The 18,397-nt window shown below is 71.1% G+C and carries 18 protein-coding genes and 1 pseudogene; 10 read left to right on the top strand and 9 right to left on the bottom strand.

What is annotated here, in order from left to right; genetic code table 11:
* Positions 1-234 precede the first annotated feature (234 nt).
* A complete protein-coding gene (locus tag ADK60_RS20075) occupies positions 235-660 on the bottom strand; it encodes a PPOX class F420-dependent oxidoreductase (RefSeq protein WP_053647783.1) in 426 nt (141 codons plus the stop codon).
* 216 nt (positions 661-876) lie between these two features.
* Between ADK60_RS20075 and ADK60_RS20070 the strand changes: the two genes are divergently transcribed.
* A complete protein-coding gene (locus tag ADK60_RS20070; protein ID WP_234371169.1) occupies positions 877-1,647 on the top strand; it encodes a cytochrome c biogenesis CcdA family protein in 771 nt (256 codons plus the stop codon).
* 180 nt (positions 1,648-1,827) lie between these two features.
* Here ADK60_RS20070 and ADK60_RS20065 read toward each other — a convergent pair whose 3' ends face one another.
* A complete protein-coding gene (locus ADK60_RS20065; RefSeq protein WP_159400503.1) occupies positions 1,828-2,283 on the bottom strand; it encodes an RICIN domain-containing protein in 456 nt (151 codons plus the stop codon).
* A gap of 659 nt (positions 2,284-2,942) precedes the next feature.
* On the opposite strand from ADK60_RS20065, the gene ADK60_RS48450 reads away from it, so the two are divergent.
* Positions 2,943-3,116, top strand: a complete 174-nt coding sequence (locus ADK60_RS48450) for a hypothetical protein (RefSeq protein WP_159400502.1) — start codon at positions 2,943-2,945, stop codon at positions 3,114-3,116.
* A 368-nt stretch (positions 3,117-3,484) separates the two neighbouring features.
* On the opposite strand, the pseudogene ADK60_RS42120 reads toward ADK60_RS48450, so the two are convergent.
* Both ADK60_RS42120 and ADK60_RS43555 read right to left on the bottom strand, forming a co-directional pair.
* A pseudogene (locus tag ADK60_RS42120) lies at positions 3,485-4,229 on the bottom strand (transposase); the annotation flags it as partial.
* Between the two features lie 74 nt (positions 4,230-4,303).
* A protein-coding gene (locus tag ADK60_RS43555) for an IS5 family transposase (RefSeq protein WP_107094663.1) occupies positions 4,304-5,121 on the bottom strand; the annotation gives its coding sequence in 2 pieces (ribosomal slippage) (positions 4,304-4,764 and positions 4,764-5,121; 819 coding nt in all).
* Positions 5,122-5,418: 297 nt separating this feature from the next.
* On the opposite strand from ADK60_RS43555, the gene ADK60_RS46740 reads away from it, so the two are divergent.
* Together ADK60_RS46740 and ADK60_RS44915 are read left to right on the top strand one after the other, a co-directional pair.
* A complete protein-coding gene (locus ADK60_RS46740) occupies positions 5,419-5,805 on the top strand; it encodes a hypothetical protein (RefSeq protein WP_234371168.1) in 387 nt (128 codons plus the stop codon).
* A gap of 31 nt (positions 5,806-5,836) precedes the next feature.
* The gene (locus ADK60_RS44915; protein WP_159400501.1) at positions 5,837-6,271 is read left to right on the top strand and encodes a hypothetical protein; all 435 of its coding nucleotides are present in this window, start codon (positions 5,837-5,839) and stop codon (positions 6,269-6,271) included.
* Positions 6,272-6,613: 342 nt separating this feature from the next.
* Here the strand turns inward: ADK60_RS44915 and ADK60_RS20040 are convergent, their stop codons facing one another.
* Entirely contained in the window at positions 6,614-7,957 is a 1,344-nt protein-coding gene (locus ADK60_RS20040) for a D-alanyl-D-alanine carboxypeptidase family protein (RefSeq protein WP_502687439.1), read from the bottom strand.
* Between the two features lie 388 nt (positions 7,958-8,345).
* Between ADK60_RS20040 and ADK60_RS20035 the strand changes: the two genes are divergently transcribed.
* The 3 genes from ADK60_RS20035 to ADK60_RS20025 all read left to right on the top strand — a co-directional run bounded on the left by ADK60_RS20035 (position 8,346) and on the right by ADK60_RS20025 (position 11,041).
* A complete protein-coding gene (locus tag ADK60_RS20035) occupies positions 8,346-9,608 on the top strand; it encodes an MFS transporter (protein WP_053647773.1) in 1,263 nt (420 codons plus the stop codon).
* 76 nt (positions 9,609-9,684) lie between these two features.
* On the top strand, positions 9,685-9,924 hold the full coding sequence (locus tag ADK60_RS20030; RefSeq protein WP_045943104.1) for a hypothetical protein: 240 nt from the start codon (positions 9,685-9,687) through the stop codon (positions 9,922-9,924).
* A 121-nt stretch (positions 9,925-10,045) separates the two neighbouring features.
* Positions 10,046-11,041, top strand: a complete 996-nt coding sequence (locus ADK60_RS20025) for an alpha/beta fold hydrolase (RefSeq protein WP_045943105.1) — start codon at positions 10,046-10,048, stop codon at positions 11,039-11,041.
* Positions 11,042-11,092: 51 nt separating this feature from the next.
* Here the strand turns inward: ADK60_RS20025 and ADK60_RS20020 are convergent, their stop codons facing one another.
* From ADK60_RS20020 to ADK60_RS20010, 3 genes are all read right to left on the bottom strand, one after another.
* Positions 11,093-12,637 (bottom strand): VWA domain-containing protein, encoded by a 1,545-nt coding sequence (locus tag ADK60_RS20020; RefSeq protein WP_053647771.1) that lies wholly within the window; start codon positions 12,635-12,637, stop codon positions 11,093-11,095.
* Positions 12,634-13,506: an AAA family ATPase gene (locus ADK60_RS20015; protein ID WP_053647769.1), complete on the bottom strand. Its 873-nt coding sequence runs from the start codon at positions 13,504-13,506 to the stop codon at positions 12,634-12,636. The genes ADK60_RS20020 and ADK60_RS20015 overlap by 4 nt, the downstream gene beginning before the upstream one ends.
* Before the next feature lie 236 nt (positions 13,507-13,742).
* Positions 13,743-14,417, bottom strand: a complete 675-nt coding sequence (locus tag ADK60_RS20010) for a hypothetical protein (protein ID WP_030396485.1) — start codon at positions 14,415-14,417, stop codon at positions 13,743-13,745.
* A gap of 501 nt (positions 14,418-14,918) precedes the next feature.
* Between ADK60_RS20010 and ADK60_RS20005 the strand changes: the two genes are divergently transcribed.
* The 3 genes from ADK60_RS20005 to ADK60_RS19995 all read left to right on the top strand — a co-directional run bounded on the left by ADK60_RS20005 (position 14,919) and on the right by ADK60_RS19995 (position 17,044).
* Complete coding sequence (locus ADK60_RS20005) at positions 14,919-15,668, top strand: TetR/AcrR family transcriptional regulator (protein ID WP_234371167.1); 750 nt, start codon at positions 14,919-14,921, stop codon at positions 15,666-15,668.
* Between the two features lie 138 nt (positions 15,669-15,806).
* Complete coding sequence (locus ADK60_RS20000; protein WP_045944621.1) at positions 15,807-16,463, top strand: DUF6230 family protein; 657 nt, start codon at positions 15,807-15,809, stop codon at positions 16,461-16,463.
* Positions 16,464-16,582: 119 nt separating this feature from the next.
* Entirely contained in the window at positions 16,583-17,044 is a 462-nt protein-coding gene (locus tag ADK60_RS19995; RefSeq protein ID WP_079008543.1) for a DUF6114 domain-containing protein, read from the top strand.
* A gap of 206 nt (positions 17,045-17,250) precedes the next feature.
* Here ADK60_RS19995 and ADK60_RS19990 read toward each other — a convergent pair whose 3' ends face one another.
* Positions 17,251-18,390: an NAD(P)-dependent alcohol dehydrogenase gene (locus tag ADK60_RS19990; protein WP_079008536.1), complete on the bottom strand. Its 1,140-nt coding sequence runs from the start codon at positions 18,388-18,390 to the stop codon at positions 17,251-17,253.
* Positions 18,391-18,397: the final 7 nt, after the last annotated feature.

The raw sequence follows: 18,397 nt of genomic DNA, 5'->3' as shown, positions 1-18,397 counted from the left end.
GTCCTCCTGACGGGCGTGCAGCAGTGGATGGGCGGGCGCTGTGTGTTGTAGCAGCGCCACCCATGCCGTACCGCGCGCTGCGGCGAACGACCAGGCGTCCAACGGAAGAACGTTTTCCCTGGCATGAACCGGACGAGGATCCGGACGCGTCGTGGGGGACGTGGGGCGGGAGGGCGTCGGGCGTCAGCCGTCGGTGAGCGTCAGCCGTCGGTGAGCGTCAGCCGTCGGTGAGCGTCAGCCGTCGGTGAGGGTGAGCCGGATGCCGATGGTGCCGCGATCACCGCGCCGCAGCCGGCTGCCGAGCACCGTGACGACGCCGACCAGCCCGTACTTCTGCCGCAGCAGCGTCCGGTAGGCGGCGGTGCGCTCGGGGCCGAGGATCTCGGCGGTGGCCGGGACGGACTCACCGGTCGGCTTGCCCCGGACGTCGCAGGGCCCGACCAGGACGTCCGGTCGGTTGCGGATCCGCTTGACCTTCCACGAGTCGGCGACGGTCCAGACACCGAGCGCCTCCCCGTCGCGCACCACCCACACCGGCGTCGGCACGGCGGTGCCGTCCTTCTTGAAGGTGGTGACCAGCAGGTAGCTGCCGGAGGAGAGGCTGACGAGGCGTTCGAGCCGTTCCTGCCGGTGCGGGTCGGGGTGGGGAGTGGCGCTCATAGGGGGATTCTAGGGGTTGCCCGACAAATGATCACCAGGAGCAGCCCGGTGTCGCCTCAGCCAATGCGGATTCGATCATCGATCCGGGCAGGGGCGGTCGAGTCCGGCTCGAGGGGCCTGTGCGAGGCTGGCCACGACATGTTCGTCGCTGACGAACGCTCAAGTTGGGTCAGGTCCGTCCGGGAAGGTGTCACTGCACATATGGAACCGGTGTTAATGGCCGTTGACGGGTCTCAAACTGTATTCACAGGCGCCCTTGTCCTGGCGATTCCGGTCGCACTGGTGGCAGGGTTGCTATCGTTCCTCTCGCCGTGCATTCTCCCGCTGGTTCCGGGGTATCTTTCCTATGTCACCGGATTCTCGGCATCTGACCTTGCGAATGCCGAAGGGAGGAAGCGCGGGCAGGTGGTCCTGGGGACACTTCTATTCATTCTCGGGTTTACCACTGTATTCGTTTCCGCAGGTGCACTGTTCGGTTATTTCGGCAATACTTTGGCGGAGAATCAGCGCACGGTCCAGATATTTTCCGGGGTAATGACTATCCTGATGGGAGTCGTGTTCTCCGGGCTGTTCTCCGGGCTCTCCCAAAGAGAGTTGCGCAGTCGCTACCGGCCGGCAGTCGGTCTGGCAGGAGCTCCGGTTCTAGGGATCGTCTTCGGGGTGGGGTGGACGCCGTGTATCGGGCCGACCGCATCCGCCGTCCAGACCCTGGCTCTCAGTGAGAGCGATCCGGTTCGAGGGGCCCTGCTGGGTTTCTTCTACTGCGCGGGGCTCGGGATCCCGTTCATCGTTTCGTCCTTGGTCTTCCGGCGGGCGATGGGAACCTTTGGCTGGGTCAAGCGTCACCATCAAGGGGTCATGCGACTCGGAGGAGGAATGCTTGTGCTGGTTGGCATCATGCTGCTGACCGGGACATGGGCGGATCTTGTGGACTTCTTGCGGGTCTGGGCAGCTGGCCATCTGCCGGACAGTCTTGTGGCCATCTGACTGTTTCTATTCTTGGTGTCGATGGTCGGCGCCACGGTTCATGGGCTCAGTCCGGAGCGGTCCAGCCACGCCAAGGATCGAACTGCTTGCTGGTGAGGAATCTTCCCGTAGGGATTCGGATTTAGGTGGAAGAATGCTGGGGCGCCCGACAGGATCGATTGCCGGGCGCCCCAATCGGTTTTACGTCCAACGCTGGTTGCTGTTGCCCCAGTCTATCGGGTTCGCGTAGACATTACCGGGCTCGGCAGCGTCGAGAATGAATCCGGTCTGCCAGGACTGAAGCTTCCAGCCCGTGTCCGTCTTAATCTCCCACCAGCGCTGCCAGCCATTCGTCTGATCCATGCCGGGGTTGCAGGGTTCGGTGTAGACGTGCTGGTTCGAGAAGGAGGTCAGGCATTGGCCGTCCAGCTTCGAAGCCAAGTTGAAGCTTCCATCGCTGTTTTTGGTCTCGTTCCAGCTGGCGGTTGCGTTGATGAGGAACACATTGCCACCACTATTGCCGAGTCGAAGACCGTTCCACCTCACGTTCTTCCAGTAGACATTCCCTTCCGCCGAGGCAACGCCCGACGCTGAAAGCACCAGAGCGGATGCCATTGCGGCAACTATAGAGAAGCGCGCGATGCGATTCTTGCCCATTTCCCCCCCTAATTGGGTTGATCCCGAATGGACATGGGGTGGATTATCTGCGACTCGACCCCACGTGAATCACCGTAGCGTGCGAACCATGGGATCCGCCATGATGAATATTCGACTTCAAGTCGGACAATTCTTCCCCATGTCCAAAATATGTCCAGATCTCCAATTCCATGCCCCGCACTCAATGGATTGACCCTTATTTGATATTTTTGCTCGATATTTCGCGCTGGGATTGATCGGAATTTTAGATTCCATAATTTGGGCACGTGCGGAGCGGGGGACTGGTTAGTCGCAACAGGATTTTCGGCTGCTTCTCGGCTGAGTTTGGCCAGGGCGCTGCAATGGTCCCTGAGGTCCACTTGGATCGGCGGTAGGCAGGGCAGGGGTGCTCTCGCCGGTGAGCCGGCGGGTCATGGGGTCGATCATCGTGTGCTCCAACGGGTGATCGCACTCCGGCCGGGCTCCCCGGGATGATCCGCGCGGTTCGGGTGAGATTGTGCATGTGGGCGGTGGCCTGCACGATCCCGTTGGGGGGTGCAGGCCACCGTCGCGTTGCGGGGCGGGTTCGGTGTCACTGCGTGGGGTGGATCTGGCGGAGTTCCGGAGGAGACCGCTCAGTTGGCACGTGTGGTGTTCCGACGGGCTGCCCGGTGATGCGGGTGCGGGATGTGCTCGGGCCGGTGTTCTCGGATGCCGATTTCGAGGATCTCTTCCAGTCGAGGTGGCTGCTGGCGGTTTCGCCGGCGCGGCTCGCGCTGGTGTCGGTGCTGCAGTTCGTCGATGGGCTGACCGACCGGCAGGCCGCGCACGCGGTCCGCTCGCGTCTGGACTAGGAGCACGCCCATTCGTTGGAGCTGGCCGACACTGGAATTCGACTTCTCGGCGCTCAGTCGGTTCCGTGTCTGGCGGGTCGACGGTGAGGCCGGCCGGATGGTGTTCAACACGGTGCTCCGGGCGGTCGATGAGGCGGGGCTGGTCAAGGCGGGAGGGCGCCAGCGCGCGGGTGCAGGCTGCCGCCTTCCTGTCGGAAGTCGCGGGGGATCTTGTAGGTCTTCATGCGGGCGAAGGTGTACGCGACTCGGGTGTGTACGTGTCGGTGTTCGACGCTGTTTTTCTCATGACCCGAAGCCGGGGGTGGCTGGGACGCATTCGTGGCCCCGTGAACACTCCATCCGGACCGGCTCGGCCCTAAAAGGAGCTGACACAATGCTCGGACATGTTTGTAGGTGATCACGCAGCAGGCGAGCTTGAGAAGATGCCTCGTGGATGTCGTCGCGTATGTCCCAGCAGATCCGAAGGTGCCGGAAGTCGTGGATCCAGGCATTGGTCCGCTCGACGACCTGCCGCACGGCTCCGAGTACGGAGCCGTGCGGCACACTCCGGCGGGCGATGGCCGGCTCGATGCCCCGTTTCCACAGCAGGCGGCGGTACTTGTCGAATTCGTAGCCGCGGTCGGCGAACAGTTGGCGGGGCCGGTGGCGCGGCCGACCGGTCCTGCCGCGGATGCGGGGGATCACGTCCGGCAGCGGCAGGAGCTGGGTGAACGTCGTGGCGGTTGCCACCGCTCGAGGTGATGGCCGGCGGCGGGTGACCGGCCGTCCGTGATCACGTGGTGCTTCGAGCCGTCGATCATCGCCCGCGACCGGTCCAGGTCGCCGGCACGGTGCAATTCGGTCAGCAGCACCTAATGCAGTCGGTCCCACGCCCCGGCCTCGTGCCGGTCCCGCAGCCGACGCCAGCACGTCATGCCCGAACCGAAGCCGAGATCCTGCGGCAGCCGCTCCCACTGGCTGCCGGTGTGCAGCACGAACAGGATCCCCTGCAGCAGCCCCGGTCGTCCAACGGCGGACGACCCAGTCTGCGGAGCCGCTGATGCCGCACCGGCAGCAGCGGCTCGATCCGGCCCACAGATCGTCCGACACCAACCACGGCGCTCTCTTCCCCACGACCTGCTCAACGAGCGGACGGACAAGCGGGCATGGGCGCTGCGCAGTCCTGTTGGCTCCTCTAAGACCGTGTCCTATGTGGTGATGCGGGCCAGGCGTTTGTAGCAGCACAGGGTGGCGGCGAGGCCGAGAAAGGCCAGGTAGTTGCGGGGGTCGCGTTCGTAGCGGTGGTTGAGCCGCCGGTAGCCGGTGAGCCACGACATGGTCCGTTCGATGACCCACCTGCGCCGTCCGAGGCGTTCACTGGACTCGATGCCCTTGCGGGCGATGCGGACGCCGATCCGCTTGCCGCGCAGCCATTTCCGCAGATGAGGGACGTCGTAGGCTTTGTCTGCGTGCAGGCGTCCGGGCTTGCGGTAGCGCTCGCCCCAGGTGGCCTGTCTCATCTGGTAGGCCTCGACCATGGGCTTCAGGGCTTTGCTGTCGTGGGTGCTGCCCGCGGTGACGGCAACGATGAGGGGCAGTCCGGCCGCGTCCGACAGGACGTGCATCTTAGAACCCGGCTTGCCCCGATCCACGGGGCTCGGACCGGTGAGACCTCCCCTTTTTTAGCTCGGACGTGGGCGGAGTCGAGCACGGTGCGGGTGACGTCCAGCAGGCCGGCGTCGTCGAGGCGCTCCAAAACCGCCTCGTGCAGCCGGCCCCACACCCCGGCCCTCGACCAGATGAGGAAGCGGCGGTGGACAGTGGACTTCGAGACCCCGAAGCAGGGCGGCAGCGCGCGCCAGGCACAGCCGCTGACCAGCACGTACACGATGGCCGCGAACAACGTCTCATCAGGCGTGTTCGCCGTCCCGCCGCCCTGTGGCCGCACCCGATCCGGCGGGATCAGCGGCCTCGCCAACTCCCACAGGCCGTCCGGAACAATCCAACTCCACGTACCCCGCCCCATGCCCAGTCAACGAGCGATCACCACATAGGACACGGTCTTACTCGGCTCAGTGGATTTCGTGCCGCAGGCCATCTGCAACTTCCACCGGGATAGCGCGATACAGCCCCGATGGACTCCCCGGGGCGCCGGTGCCGAGCAGCGCAGCGCGGCCCGGCCGTCTCGGCCGCCATCGGCGCCGCAACAAATGTCGGGGTCTACGAGGTCGGGAGCGGCGACCATACAGCCGCCGGAGCCGCGCAACAGGCTGCGATGGGTGCGGGTTGCTACGGCGGTGCCGCGATCGTAGGAAAGGCCGCAATGCTGGTGTCGCCCACGGCCAAGTACCTGACCGCCACCGACATGGTCCACAACGCCGCAAGCAGTTGGGGGAAGTTCTGGAAGCAGGGGATCAGTGTCCGAGAGGTTCTGAACCACTTCGGGTTCGGGACAAAGTGGCCGGAAGCCGGACCGTTCGTTGAGAAATCTCATTCCATGACCTGGTTGGTGGCACCGAAGGTCTTCGGTGCCACCAACCAGGTCATCACCCCGAGATCGGCCCAATCAGGGACAGCAGACATCCAGCACTACTCGCTTCAGTATCGACCGGCATCACAACTTCGGCATCGGGCGGCCGTCGCGGGCGGTCCTCCCAACGAGAACCAGCTGCGCTTGCGGTGGCGGCGAACCGGTCTGCGGCCACGGTGACCCTGCGGGAGATGTTCGCCAGGCAAGCGCCATGGCGCAACGACGTACAGGTGCCGGAGCTTCCCGGCGGACAGCGATCGCAGCGGACCGCCTGTTCAACGCCACCCTTTCGCGGGCCAACTCGGACACTGAACTCCCTTGTCACCAGCAAGAACTCGTTGGCCAACCGGCCTCGGGCAAAACCCGATCAACGTTTGATCGTCGCAGCGACGGCACTGTTGCTAAGCTCGCCGTGCCGATGCGGTTCGCCAAAGTAGGGCAGGTCTACGCAGTGGAGAAAAGAGGCGCGAGAAGCGCCCTTCGTGCCGGTCCCCTCACTATCACTCTGATCGTGCTGACTGACATTGCCGTCGTCGTGTTCGCGATGGCCGTTGTCCCAGCCGTCTACGTTCTCCCCATCACGTCCCCACTGGTGGTGGCCAATGCCATTCTCTTTCGCCGGCTCGCCCTCCAGAAAAAGGGATGACCGGCTGTTTCGACGTCGGTATCGCCCCGGTGATCGACAAGTGCAACGTTGACAAGGCCTAGGACTGCGCGAGGGAAGTCGCCCATCTGACAGCCGATGTCGCGGCGCCGCTCGGCGGATCAATGGTGGCGGGCGCCCTGAAGGGTTCCGCCCGACCCGTGTCGACAAGTGCTTGGACGTCCGGCGAAGGATCTGCGGCTGATCGACCTCGGCCCCTGCCGCTGCCCGCAGGCCACGGCCGACTCGGTGCTGTCCCTTCGAAGACACCACGGCGGGTCGTGTCAGGCTCGGAAAGTCATCGCTGCAGCTAAATGCCCCGGACCTGACCTTCCGGGACGAGATTCAGCGGCGGCGGCCCCGGCGGGGGGTGGTGGTCGCGCCGAGCCGGGCGCGGGTGGCGCGGGCGAGGGTGCGGGCGTGGCGGGTGAGGCGTCGGCGGGTGCTGCCGCCCACTGCCGTGGCGCCGCCGACGGCGGTGGAGCCGCGCGGGGTGGAACCGGCCGCCGTTCGGGCCGGTAGGGAGTACGCGATGTGCGGGGCGTAGTCCGGTCGTGGCGGGACCGGGACGCCGCCGGGGAGGACAGGGAGCGCGGCGGTGTGCGGGCGCCGCCGTGTGCGCAGTCGGCCGGCTGCCCAGAGGGCCAGTGCGGCGCCGAACGCGAGTGCCGTCCAGCCGGCCGGGCCGAGGGCGTGGTCGGCCTGCTGGATGGCGTGCGGCAGGACGCCGGTGGCCGGGGCCTCGGCGGACGGGGCGGCGGACGCGTCGGGCGGGGTCTCCTCCTCGACCAGCCGGCCGACCGGTTCGACCTTGCCGGCCGCCGCGAAGCCCCAGTCCAGCAGTGCGGCCGCCTCGTCGTAGACCTTGGACTGCTGCTCCGGGTGCATCACCGTCACCAGCAGGGTGCGGCCCTCGCGTTCGGCAGCGCCGGTGAAGGTGGCGCCCGCGTTGGTGGTGTAGCCGTTCTTCACCCCGATCAGGCCCGGGTACTTGCCCAACAGGCGGTCGGTGTTGGCGATGTCGAACGCGGACCGCTGCCCCGTCGCCTTGTCCACCGCGCCGGGGAAGCGGGCGGTGCGGGTCGCGCAGTAGCCGCGGAAGTCGGGGTTGCGCAGCCCGGCGCGGGCGAACAGCGTGAGGTCGTAGGCCGAGGAGACCTGGCCGTCCTGGTCGTAGCCCTCCGGGGAGACCACCCGGGTGTCGCGCGCCTGGAGGGCGGTCGCCCGCTCCTGCATCTGGGTGACGGTGCGGGCCAGCCCGCCGTTCATGTGGGACAGCACGTGCACGGCGTCGTTGCCGGAGGCGAGGAAGACGCCCCGCCAGAGGTCCTCGACCCGGTACGGCAGGTTCTCCTTGATCCCGACCAGGCTGCTGCCCGCGCCCAGCGCGGCGAGCTCGGCGGGAGCCACCCGGTGCTCCAGGGTGCGGTCGAACTTCGGCAGCACGGTGTCGGCGAACAGCATCTTGAGCGTGCTGGCGGGCGGCAGCGGGAGGTGGGCGTTGCGGGCGGCGAGCACCTCGCCGGTCGCGGCGTCGGCGATCAGCCAGGACCGCCCGGTCAGGGTGGCCGGCAGCTCGGGCGCCCCGGTCCGGGGCGCGACCTGGACGGCGGGCCGGCCCAGCCGCTCGCCGCCGACCACGGCGGCCGCGTCCTGGGCGGCACCGGCCGCAGGCGCGGCGGACGTCACAGACAGGGAAGGAGAGGGGGAGGGGGAGGGGGCCGAGAACGCGGCGGGCGCGCCGGCCGCGAGGACCAGGACGGCGACGGCACCGGCCGCCGCCGGTCTCCCGGCCCGGGCGCGCCTGCTGACGTGGGGTGACCTCTGCTGCACACCGCGAACGTACCCGGACGGCCGCCGCCCCGCCCTGCCCGCTGCTCCGTCCGGGCCCTCCCGGACCGCGCGGCGCCCTGGTACGGTGCAGCCCATGTCCTTCCTCCGTGCGTAGCAGGCCCGAAGCGACCGCGCCCCGACCGTTCGGGAACCGCGCGGCCCTCCGGTGTCCCTGTACGCACCTCCGGTGCCGCCCGCCGTGACCTCCCGGCCCGCGGACCGGACCTCCTTGAGGACGTCCACCGTGCCTTCCACCGTTTCCGCGCCTCCGCGCGGCCCGTCCGCACGCCCCGGCTACCGCGCCGTGCTCGGCGCCCCGCACGCCGGCCGCACCTTCGCCGCCGCGCTGCTCGGCCGCCTCTCCTACGGGGTGGTTCCGCTCGCCCTGCTGCTCACCGTCCGCGAGGCCACCGGCTCCTACTCCGCGGCCGGCGCGGCGATGGCCCTGTTCGCGCTCGCCAGTGTCCTCCTCTCGCCGGTCCGGGCCGGGCTGGTCGACCGCCACGGTCCGCGGCGGGTGCTGCCGCCGATGGCCGTGCTGTACGGCGCGCTGCTGCTCGCCGTGGTCGCGGCCACGGCCCGGCCGGGCGCCGCTCCGGCGGCGGTCGGCGCGCTCGTCCTCGCGGCGGGCGCCTGCACACCGCCGCTGGGTCCGGTGATGCGGACGTTCTGGCGGCGGCTCCTTCCCGACCCGGTGCTGCTGCGCCGCGCGTTCAGCCTGGACGGCGTCGCGGAGGAACTGCTCTTCGTCACCGGACCTTTGCTGGTCGGTCTGCTGCTTCCGGTCGTCGGCCCCGGTGGTGCCGTGGCCGTGGGCGCGGGGCTGCTGCTCGCCGGGGCCCTGCTGCTGGTCGCCTCACCGGTGGCGGCGGGCGGAGCGGACGGCGCGGACGTCCCCGACGTCGCACCGTCGCCGGTCGGGCGCCGTCGCCGGACCCCGCTCGGCGGCGGACGGGCGCTGCGCGCCGCCGTGCTCGCGTCCGGGGTGACCGGGCTGGCGCTGGGCGCGCTGGACCTCATGGTGCTCGCCTTCGCCGAGGACCGCGGGCGGCCGGAGTCGGTGGGCTGGATCCTGGCCGCGCTGTCCGCCGGCAGCGCCGTCGGCGGCCTCGGGCTGGGCGCGCTGGACCGGCCGGTGCCGAACGCCGTCCGGCTGCCGCTGTTCACCGGTGGTCTGGGCCTGGCCCTGGCCGCCGCCGGGCTCGCGCCCGGCCCGGTCCTGCTCGGCGTGGCCGTCGGCATCGCCGGGTTCTTCGTCTCGCCCGCCCTCACCACCTCCTACCTGGTCGCGGACGAGGCGGTCGCGCCGGAGGCCAGGACCAGGGCCGGCGCCTGGGTGAACACCGCCTTCAACGCCGGTTCGGCCGTCGGCGGCGCGGGCGTGGGCCTGCTGGTCGGACACCTGCCGCTGCCGCTCTGCTTCGCCCTGGCGGCCGCCCCGGCGCTCGCCGCCGTGCCCGTGCTGCTGCGAATGCGGATGCCGATGCGGATACGGATGCCGATGTGAATGCGCGACTTTGGTGGGTCCCGGTCGCGCCGAAAGTCGGATCCCGTCGGCGACCCGGCTGCCTAACGTCGGGATCATGAAGAACCTGCTGGGATTCGTGAGCTTCGTCCTGATCGTCGGCGGCATCAACGGCCTCCTCGTCGACCACCTGTGGGGCCTGCACATCTTCGGCTTCGTGAGGCATCTGGTCCCCTCCGACCACCGGACCGCCGGCTACTTCGTGCTGATCGCGGTGGGCGCCCTGCTGGCCGCCGCGACGGCGCTGCTCGACCGGCGGGAGGGCGGGGGCCGGACCCGGCGCGACAGCGGGGACTGAACCCGGCGGGGGACGGGAGGCGAGGGACCGGAAGCGGGGTACCGGACGGGCGGCGGCGGGGAACGAACGGTCGGCCGCCGCCCGTTCTGCCGGGTGACGCGTCGTCGACGAGGAGGGCCGCATGACCAAGCAGGCGTACGGACATATCGCGCACCGTCAGGTCGAGGTGAACGGAGTCCGGCTGCACGTCGCCGAACAGGGTGAGGGACCACTGGTCCTGCTGCTGCACGGCTTCCCGGAGAGCTGGTACTCCTGGCGGCACCAGTTCGCCCCGCTCGCCGAGGCCGGCTACCGCGTGGTCGCCGTCGACCAGCGCGGCTACGCCCGCAGCGAGCAGCCTGAGTCGGTCGACGCGTACACCCTGCTGCACCTGGTCGGCGACGTCACCGCGCTGATCGGCGCCCTCGGCGAGGAGAGCGCCGTCCTGGTCGGCCACGACTGGGGCGCCCCGGTCGCCTGGAGCACGGCCGCGCTGCGCCCCGACCTGGTGCGCGGTGTGGCGGGGCTGAGCGTCCCACCGCTGCCCACCCTCGGCCTGCCGCCGCTGGCCCAGGCCCGGGAGCGGTTCGGCGAGGGCTTCTACCAGATCTACTTCCAGCGCCCCGGCGTCGCGGACGCCGAGCTCGGCCGGGACCTGCACTCGACGTTCCGCCGGATGCTGTCCAGCGGCGCCGGCGCCCGGCCGGACGGCGGGGGACCGCGGGCCTGGGTGATCCGCGAGGGACAGACCCTGCTGGGCAGCGTCCCCGAGCCCGAGAAGCTGCCGGACTGGCTCTCCGAGGCGGACATCGAGGCCTTCGTCGCCGACTACGCCGAGCACGGCGAGCGGGCGTTCACCGGCGGTCTCAACTGGTACCGCAACATCGACCGGAACAACGAGCTGCTCGCCGGGCTGGCCGGGCGGCCCGTGGAGGTGCCGGCCCTCTATGTGGCGGGGGACCAGGACATGGTGATGGCCCTGATCCCGGAGGAGGCCATGCGCGGGCTGCTGGAGCGGCTGGCGCCGAAGCTGTACCGGCGCGTCACGCTTCCGGGCGTCGGGCACTGGACCCAGCAGGAGAGCCCGGCGGAGGTCAACGCGGCCCTGCTCGACTTCCTCGGGCAGCTGGACGGCTGAGGCGCGCCGGGGGCGGGGCCGCGGCGCCGCCCCCGGCACCCTGGCCGCGTCTCAGACCGGCAGCAGACGGGCGATGAACTCGCCCAGCCGGCGGGCGTTGCGGCAGCAGTGCATCGGCACCACCTCGGCGTAGGCGGGGGCGGCGGAGTCGCCGGTGCCCCAGAGGGAGGGCTGCTCCGGGTTGAGCCAGTGGACCTGGCGGGCGCGGGCCGCGACCAGCCGCAGGGCGGGAAGGTGCGGGTCCCGGTAGTTGTTGCGGGCGTCGCCGAGGATCAGCACGGCGGTGCGCGGACCCACGGCGTCCAGGTGGCGTTCGGCGAACTCGCCGAGGGCCGAGCCGTAGTCGCTGTTGCCGTGGTGGCCCATCACCTTGGCCTCGGTGAGGATCCGCCGGGCCAGCGCGGCCGGGTCGCCGCCGCCGCGGGTGAGCAGGTCCGTCACCTCGGCGGTGCGGTTGACGAACGCGAACACCCGGACCTTGCTGAACTGGTCGCGCATCGCCTGGACCAGCAGCAGGGTGAAGTCGGAGAAGCCCGCCACCGAGCCGGACACGTCGCAGAGCAGGACGAGTTCGGGCCGGGCGGGGCGGCGCAGCCGGTGGGCGGGGCGCAGCGGGACGCCGCCGGTGGAGAGCGAGCGGCGCAGGGTGCGGCGCAGGTCGATCCGGCCGCGGGCGGCCCGGCGTCGGCGCGCGGACAGCCGGGTGGCCAGCTTCCGGGCCAGCGGGTGGACGGTGCGGCGGAGTTCGGCGAGCTGGTCGCGGCCGGCGGTGAGGAAGTCGATCCGGTCGGGGCTCGGTGCGACGGCCCGCTCGGCGAGGCGTTCGGTGCCGCGGAGCTCGGCCGCCCGTCGGCGTGCCTCGGTGCCGACCATGGCGCGGAAGCCCTGGATGCGGCGGCGGATCTCGTCGGGCAGGACGTGGTCGGCGAGGTCGGGCGCGGCGGGGTCGAGTCCCCCGGCAGTGGCACCGGCAGTGGCACCGGCGGCGGCACCGGCGCGCAGGGCCGCGAGCACCCGGGCCAGCAGGGTCTCCGGCGCGAGCCGGCCGAGGGTCTGGTAGGCCGACCAGCCGTCGTTGCCGGGCCGGCCGGCGGCGCCGGGGCTGCCGTAGCGGCCGAACGCCGCCACCGCCTCGCCGGCGAGCCCGGCCAGGGCGGCCCGGTCGTCGGCGGCGAGTGCCGCCACCAGCCGCGCCCGGAGGTCCTCGCGTTGCGCGGCCGGGTCCGCGGTCGGGTCCGCGGTCGGGTCCGTCAGATCGGCGGCGCCCGGCGCGTCGAGGCCGTCCGGGTCCCGGGCCTGCTGCGCCGAGGCCCGGCGCACCGCCTCCGGATCGCCGACGCCGAGCGGGAAGAAGAGGTCGAAGGCGGCGTCGAAGACCCCGCGTTGCCCGTCGGTGCGCAGCAGCGCGGCGGCGAGTCCGGCCCGGACCTGCTCGCGCTCGGCGAGGCCGAGGACGGCCAGGACGGCCGCGGCGTCGACCGTCTCGGCGGGCCCGATCCGCAGGCCGTGGGTGCGCAGCGCGCGCACGAAGGCGGTCAGCCGGGCGGCGACATCCGCAGGATCGGAGGTGCCACCGGACGGGGCCGGGACGGTCATGCGAGGGTGAGCTTCTGCGCGGCCTTCAGCACGTCGTCCTGGTGCTTGAGGACGACCCCGAGGGTGGCCCGGACGACCGTCTCGTCCAGGGTGTCGGCGCCGAGTGCGAGCAGGGTGCGGGCCCAGTCGACCGTCTCGGCGACCGAGGGTGCCTTGCGCAGCTCCAGTGCCCGCAGCGCGCCGACCACCCGGACCAGCGAGTCGGCCAGCGCCGCGTCCAGCCCGGGGACGCGCAGCCGGACGATCCGGCGCTCCAGTTCGGCCTCCGGGTAGTCGAGGTGGAGGAAGAGGCAGCGGCGGCGCAGTGCCTCGGAGAGTTCCCGGGTGGCGTTGGAGGTGAGCAGGACGAAGGGGCGGCGGGTCGCGGTGATGGTGCCCAGCTCGGGCACGGTGACCTGGTAGTCGCTGAGCACTTCGAGCAGCAGCGCCTCGACCTCGACGTCGGCCTTGTCCATCTCGTCGATGAGCAGCACGGTCGGTTCGTCGCCCCGGATGGCGGTGAGCAGCGGCCGGGTGAGCAGGAACTCCTCGCCGAAGATGTCGGTGCGGGCCGCGTCCCAGCCCTCGTCCCGCCCGGCGGTGATCCGCAGCAGCTGCTTGGCGTGGTTCCACTCGTAGAGGGCGCGGGACTCGTCGATGCCCTCGTAGCACTGGAGCCGGACCAGCCGGGCCCGGCCGAGCGCGGCGACGGCCTTGGCGAGTTCGGTCTTGCCGACGCCGGCCGGGCCTTCGACCAGGAGCGGCTTGCCGAGCCGGTCGGCGAGGAAGACGGTGGTGGCGACCTCCGTGGAGGCCAGGTAGCCGACCTCGGCCAGCCGTGCGGCCGTGTCGGCCACCGACTCGAAGAACTGCGTGCCCTCGCCGACCATGCCTGCCCCGCATCCCCGTGGTCCGGTGTCTGTCGCCAGCACCCTACCGGTGGGTCACTTCGCTGTCCCGGCTCCCCTGTCTCCCGGAGGCGGCGGCACCCGGCAGGCAGGGGAGCCGGCAGGCAGGGGCGCAGGGAGGAGCCAGGACCGGGCGGAGCCGGTGGGGCGGGGTGCGGCGGTGGCCGCACCCCGCCCGGTGTCGTGCCGGCCCCTGAGGGAGGGTCGGTCCGGGAGGGTCAGTTGATGTAGACGTGCGGGCTGCCGGCCACCGAGCTGTCCTTCACCGGCCCGTAGGTGGCGCTGAAGTACCCGGTTGCGAAACAGGTGCTCGGGCCGGAGACCTTGGGCAGGGCCTGGGCGTTGAAGCCGATGGTCTGGCCGACGTTGCTGGTGGTGCCGCTGATGCCGGCGGGGGCGCGGTAGACGCAGGTGATGGTGCCGAGGATGGTCTTCAGTACCACCGTGGTCTGGAGCGGGCCGACGGCGGTGGGGTCGAGCGAGACCGGGTTGCCGGGGGCGTCGCTGACCGAGTTGGTGTAGGGCAGGTTGTTGACCGTGATGCTCTGCACGGAGGTCACGCCGATGACGTTGGCGGTGCAGGAGCCGAAGGTCTGGGTGTTGAGCTGCTCGGTGGCCACCCCGGGCGCGGCCGGGTTGCTGGTGACGGTCGCCGAGAAGGAGGAGGCGGCGCACTTGATGCCGCTCGTCCCGGTGGCGCTGGAGTAGAAGGTGGCGAAGCTGCCGGACACCAGGTCGGCGGTGAGCACGTCGCCGACGGCGATGTTCGGCCCGCCCACCGAGGTGTGGGTGAGCACGGCGGAGCCGGCGGCCTGGGCGGGGGTCATGGTGCCGGCGGCCAGCACCGCGGCGGCGGCGAGGGCGGTGGCTCCGAGGGTACGGCGGATGCGCATGAGGGTGTGCCTCTCCGGGCGAGTCGGGTGGGGGAGCCCGTGCGGTCGGTGTGGGGGTGCGCGCGGCATCGTCGGCCGCGGCCCGGCCGGGACGGGGGAGGGTGTGCTGGGTGTGGCGCCGCGAACGGCGACTCGGCGGGCCCGGCGCCACGGGCCCGCCCGTACGGCGCGGTACCGGCGGCACGACGTTGTGCGGCGGGTACGACGCGGCCTGGGCCGACCGGAAGGAACCGGCCGGGTACGGCTGAGTACGGCGGGGTACGGCGGGGTGGAACGTCCAGCGCAAGTGCGGGAGTGCAGGGTGCACGTCGGCGGCTGCCACCGCCGGGCATGCGTTCGCCATACTGAGCAGTCGGAACGCGTGCGGGCTTCCGGCGGCCTCGGCCGCGGATTGGAAACCCGCCAGTGTTGTAAACCTGATGTCGCGCCAATGTCAAGGCAATGCACAGGAGTTGGGGACTGAAGATGGCGATGGACCCGGATCTCCGTGGGAATGCCGACGTGGTCCTGATCCCCGGTGCGCGCACCGGGCGCGACCCGGCCCGCTCGATCAAACGCGGCCCGAGCCGGCTGCCGCCCGGAGTGGTCGCGGCGACCCAGCGGGAGCGCCTGCTCGACGGGCTGGTCCACACGGTGGCGCAACACGGCTACCAGCGCGCCACGGTGAGCGACATCTGTCGCGCCGCCGGGGTGACCAGGCCGGTCTTCTACGAGCTGTTCAGCGGCAAGGAGGACGCCTTCCTCGCCGCCCACCGGCACGGCACCGGGGTGGTGATCCGGCGGATGGCGCGGGCGTTCGCCGCCTCGCCGGACTGGTGCACCGGGATCCGCGAGGCGCTCCGGGCGATGCTCGTACTGCTGGCCGGGGTGCCGGCCTTCGCGACCATGGCGGTGATCGAACTGGACGCGGTCGGCCCGGCCGGGCGCCGCGAGCGGGACCAACTCCTCGTCAAGTTCCGGGCGTTCTTCGCCGAGATCCCCGAACTCCCGGACGGTGTCGGGTCGGAGGCGATGGTCGACGCGGTGGTCGGCGGCGTCTACTCCACCCTCCAGCGCTGCATCGACACCGACCGAACCGCCGAACTCCCTGACCTGCTACCCACCTTGAGCCTCTTCTGCCTGGCGCCGTTCCTCGGTCCGGCCGAGGCCGCGCGCCGTCTGGCCTCGTCCGGACCGGCGCCGGACCGGGGCCGGGGAGCGGACGATGATCCTTCGTGCACCCGTATTGACCCGGTCAATACCGGGCAGTAGCTTCCCAGTTACCCACTGCGGCCCGACCGGTCCGCCCCGCTGCCGAGGGGTGGCCCTCCGCTGCCGTGCCGCAGAACGCTGTCCGCGCCAGGACAACGTGCCAGTGCCTGCCCGTCCCCACCACCCGAGGGAGCACACATGGCCACGTCCGAGGACGCCGCCCACCCGACCGGAAGCACCCCGGCCCCCGCGTCACCCACCCAGGACAGAGGCCGGGTCCGGCTGAGGCGAACGGCGCTGATGGCCGTACCCGCCGTCGCCGCCGGCGCGGTGCTGATGGCCCTGACCGCGCAGGGCGTGCTCGCCGCCCAGTTCGACATCTCCGGAATGCCGTTCGTCGTCACCGCCGACAGCCTGGACGGCGTCGGCTTCGAGCAGTTCGGCAGCCTGGACCACATGATCAAGGACAGTCCCAACGCCGGTGACACCGGTGGCCAGGTCCTGGTCGCGGTCTCGGCGATCAAGGAGGCCTCGCTCACCAAGCTGTGCCAGAGCGTCGAGCTCGGCGGTATCAACCTGCTGATCAGGGCCGGCGACGCCGGCACGCCCGTCACCGCCACCGACCTCACCACCGACTCCGATCTGCTCTCCGGCGACGCGGAGTTCAAGAACATCGAGATCGGCGGCGACGCCAGCACCTACACCAAGGCCGGCGTCCAGGGCCTGCCCGGGGTCTTCGGCCAGCAGGCCGACACGGTCAAGATCCGCAACCTCCGGCAGCACAACTACGCCACCACCGCCGGCGCCTTCAAACTGCCCAACCTCCGGCTGAGCTTCAGCTCCGAGGGCTGCTGACGGTGGCGGGACCCGAGCCGGAGACACCGGCCGAGGCGGAGGCGCAGGTCGAGCCGGAGGCACTGGCGGGACCTGAAGTGCAGACGGGACCTGAAGTGCAGACGGGACCTGAAGTGCAGGTGGGACCTGAAGTACAGGCAGGGCCGAAGGCCCGGGCGAGTGCGGTCGCCCGGGCCCGGCTGGCCTGGCGCGGCTGGCGGGGCCGACGGCCCTTCTGGGGCGGCGTGCTGGTCCTGTTCGGCGGCGCCGAGATCCTCTTCACGCAGCGCGCCCCGCTGCCCATCGTGCTGCACATCGGGATCCAGGGGCTGGCCGGCTACCTCGTCCCGGCGGTGATGGTGCTCTGCGGCCTGCTGATCCTCTTCAACCCGGCCCAGCGGCTGTTCTACTCGATCCTCGCCGTGCTGGCCTCGCTGGGCAGTTGGCTCACCTCCAACCTCGGCGGCTTCCTGCTCGGGATGCTGTTCGGCGTGATCGGCAGCTGCCTCGCCTTCGGGTGGCTGCCCGACCAGCCCCCGCGCCGCCGCTGGCTGCGCCGGGACCGGACCGGACGCAAGGCCGCCGACCCGGCCGGCGTCTGAGGGGGCCGTGGCGGGGGCCGGTCGCGGCCGGTGACCGACGCCCGCCACGGCCGACAGGGCCGGCGCCCCGCCCCCGGCGAAGGGAGAGCGCCGGGGACGGGGCGTCGTTCGTTCCGAGTTCCGTCCGGGAAGCCGGCGGGCCGGGCAGCCCGGGCGAACGGGCAACCCGGGCAGCCCGGGCGAACCGGCAACCCGGTCGGCAGGCGTCAGATCGTCGCCGTGTCGATGACGAAGCGGTAGTGCACATCGCTCGCCAGCACCCGCCGGTACGCCTCGTTGATCCGCTCGGCCGGGATCAGCTCGATCTCCGCGCCTATCCCGTGCTCGGCGCAGAAGTCCAGCATCTCCTGGGTCTCCGCCAGGCTGCCGATCATCGAGCCCGAGAGCGACCGCCGCCCCAGGAGCAGCGAGTGCGCGCCCAGGCTGATCGGCTTCGCCGGTGCGCCCACCTGGACCAGCGTGCCGTCGGTGCGCAGCAGCCCGAGGTAGGCGCTCAGGTCCAGGTCGGCCGAGACGGTGTTGAGGACGAGGTCGAACCGTCCGGCCAGCTCGGTGAACGTCGCCGGGTCGGAGGTGGCGCGGTAGTCGTGGGCGCCGAGCCGGAGCCCGTCCTCCCGCTTGCGCAGCGACTGGCTGAGCACGGTGACCTCCGCGCCCTTGGCCCGGGCGAGCCGCACCCCCAGGTGACCGAGCCCGCCGAGCCCGACCACGGCGACCTTCCGCCCGGGCCCGGCGCCCCAGTGGCTGAGCGGCGAGTAGACCGTGATGCCCGCGCAGAGCAGCGGCGCGGCCACGTCCAGCGGCAGCGCCTCGGGGATGCGCAGGGCGTACTGCTCGTCCACCACCAGCTGCTTCGCGTACCCGCCGTAGGTCGGCGAGCCGTCCCGGCCGAGGCCGTTGTAGGTGAAGACGATGCCGTCCCCGCCCGTGCAGTACTGCTGGAGCCCGGCGCGGCAGTTGTCGCACTCCCGGCAGGAGTCGACGAAGCAGCCGACGCCGACCCGGTCGCCGACCGTCCAGCGGGAGACGGCGGAGCCGACCGCCGCGACCACCCCGGCGATCTCGTGGCCCGGGACCATCGGGAAGATGCCCGGCCCCCAGTCCTCGTCGACCTGGTGGATGTCCGAGTGGCAGATCCCGGCGTAGCGGACGTCGATCAGGATGTCGTGCGCGCCGAGCGCCCGGCGCGGCACGGTGGTGCGCTCCAGCGGGGCCTTCGGGGCCGGGGCGGCGTAGACCGCGATCCGGCCGGGCTGGTCGGGGGACTCGGAGGTCTCCGCCGTAGTGGTGCTTCCGGTGCTGTTCCCGGTGTCGGCGGTGTGTGCGGTGATCGTCGTGTTCGTCATGCCCCAA

Origin of the sequence: Streptomyces sp. XY431 (assembly GCF_001279805.1) — a bacterium.
GTDB lineage: Bacteria > Actinomycetota > Actinomycetes > Streptomycetales > Streptomycetaceae > Kitasatospora > Kitasatospora purpeofusca.
The sequence above is the reverse complement of the archived record's forward strand: the minus strand, read 5'-3'. Positions and strand labels throughout refer to the sequence as shown.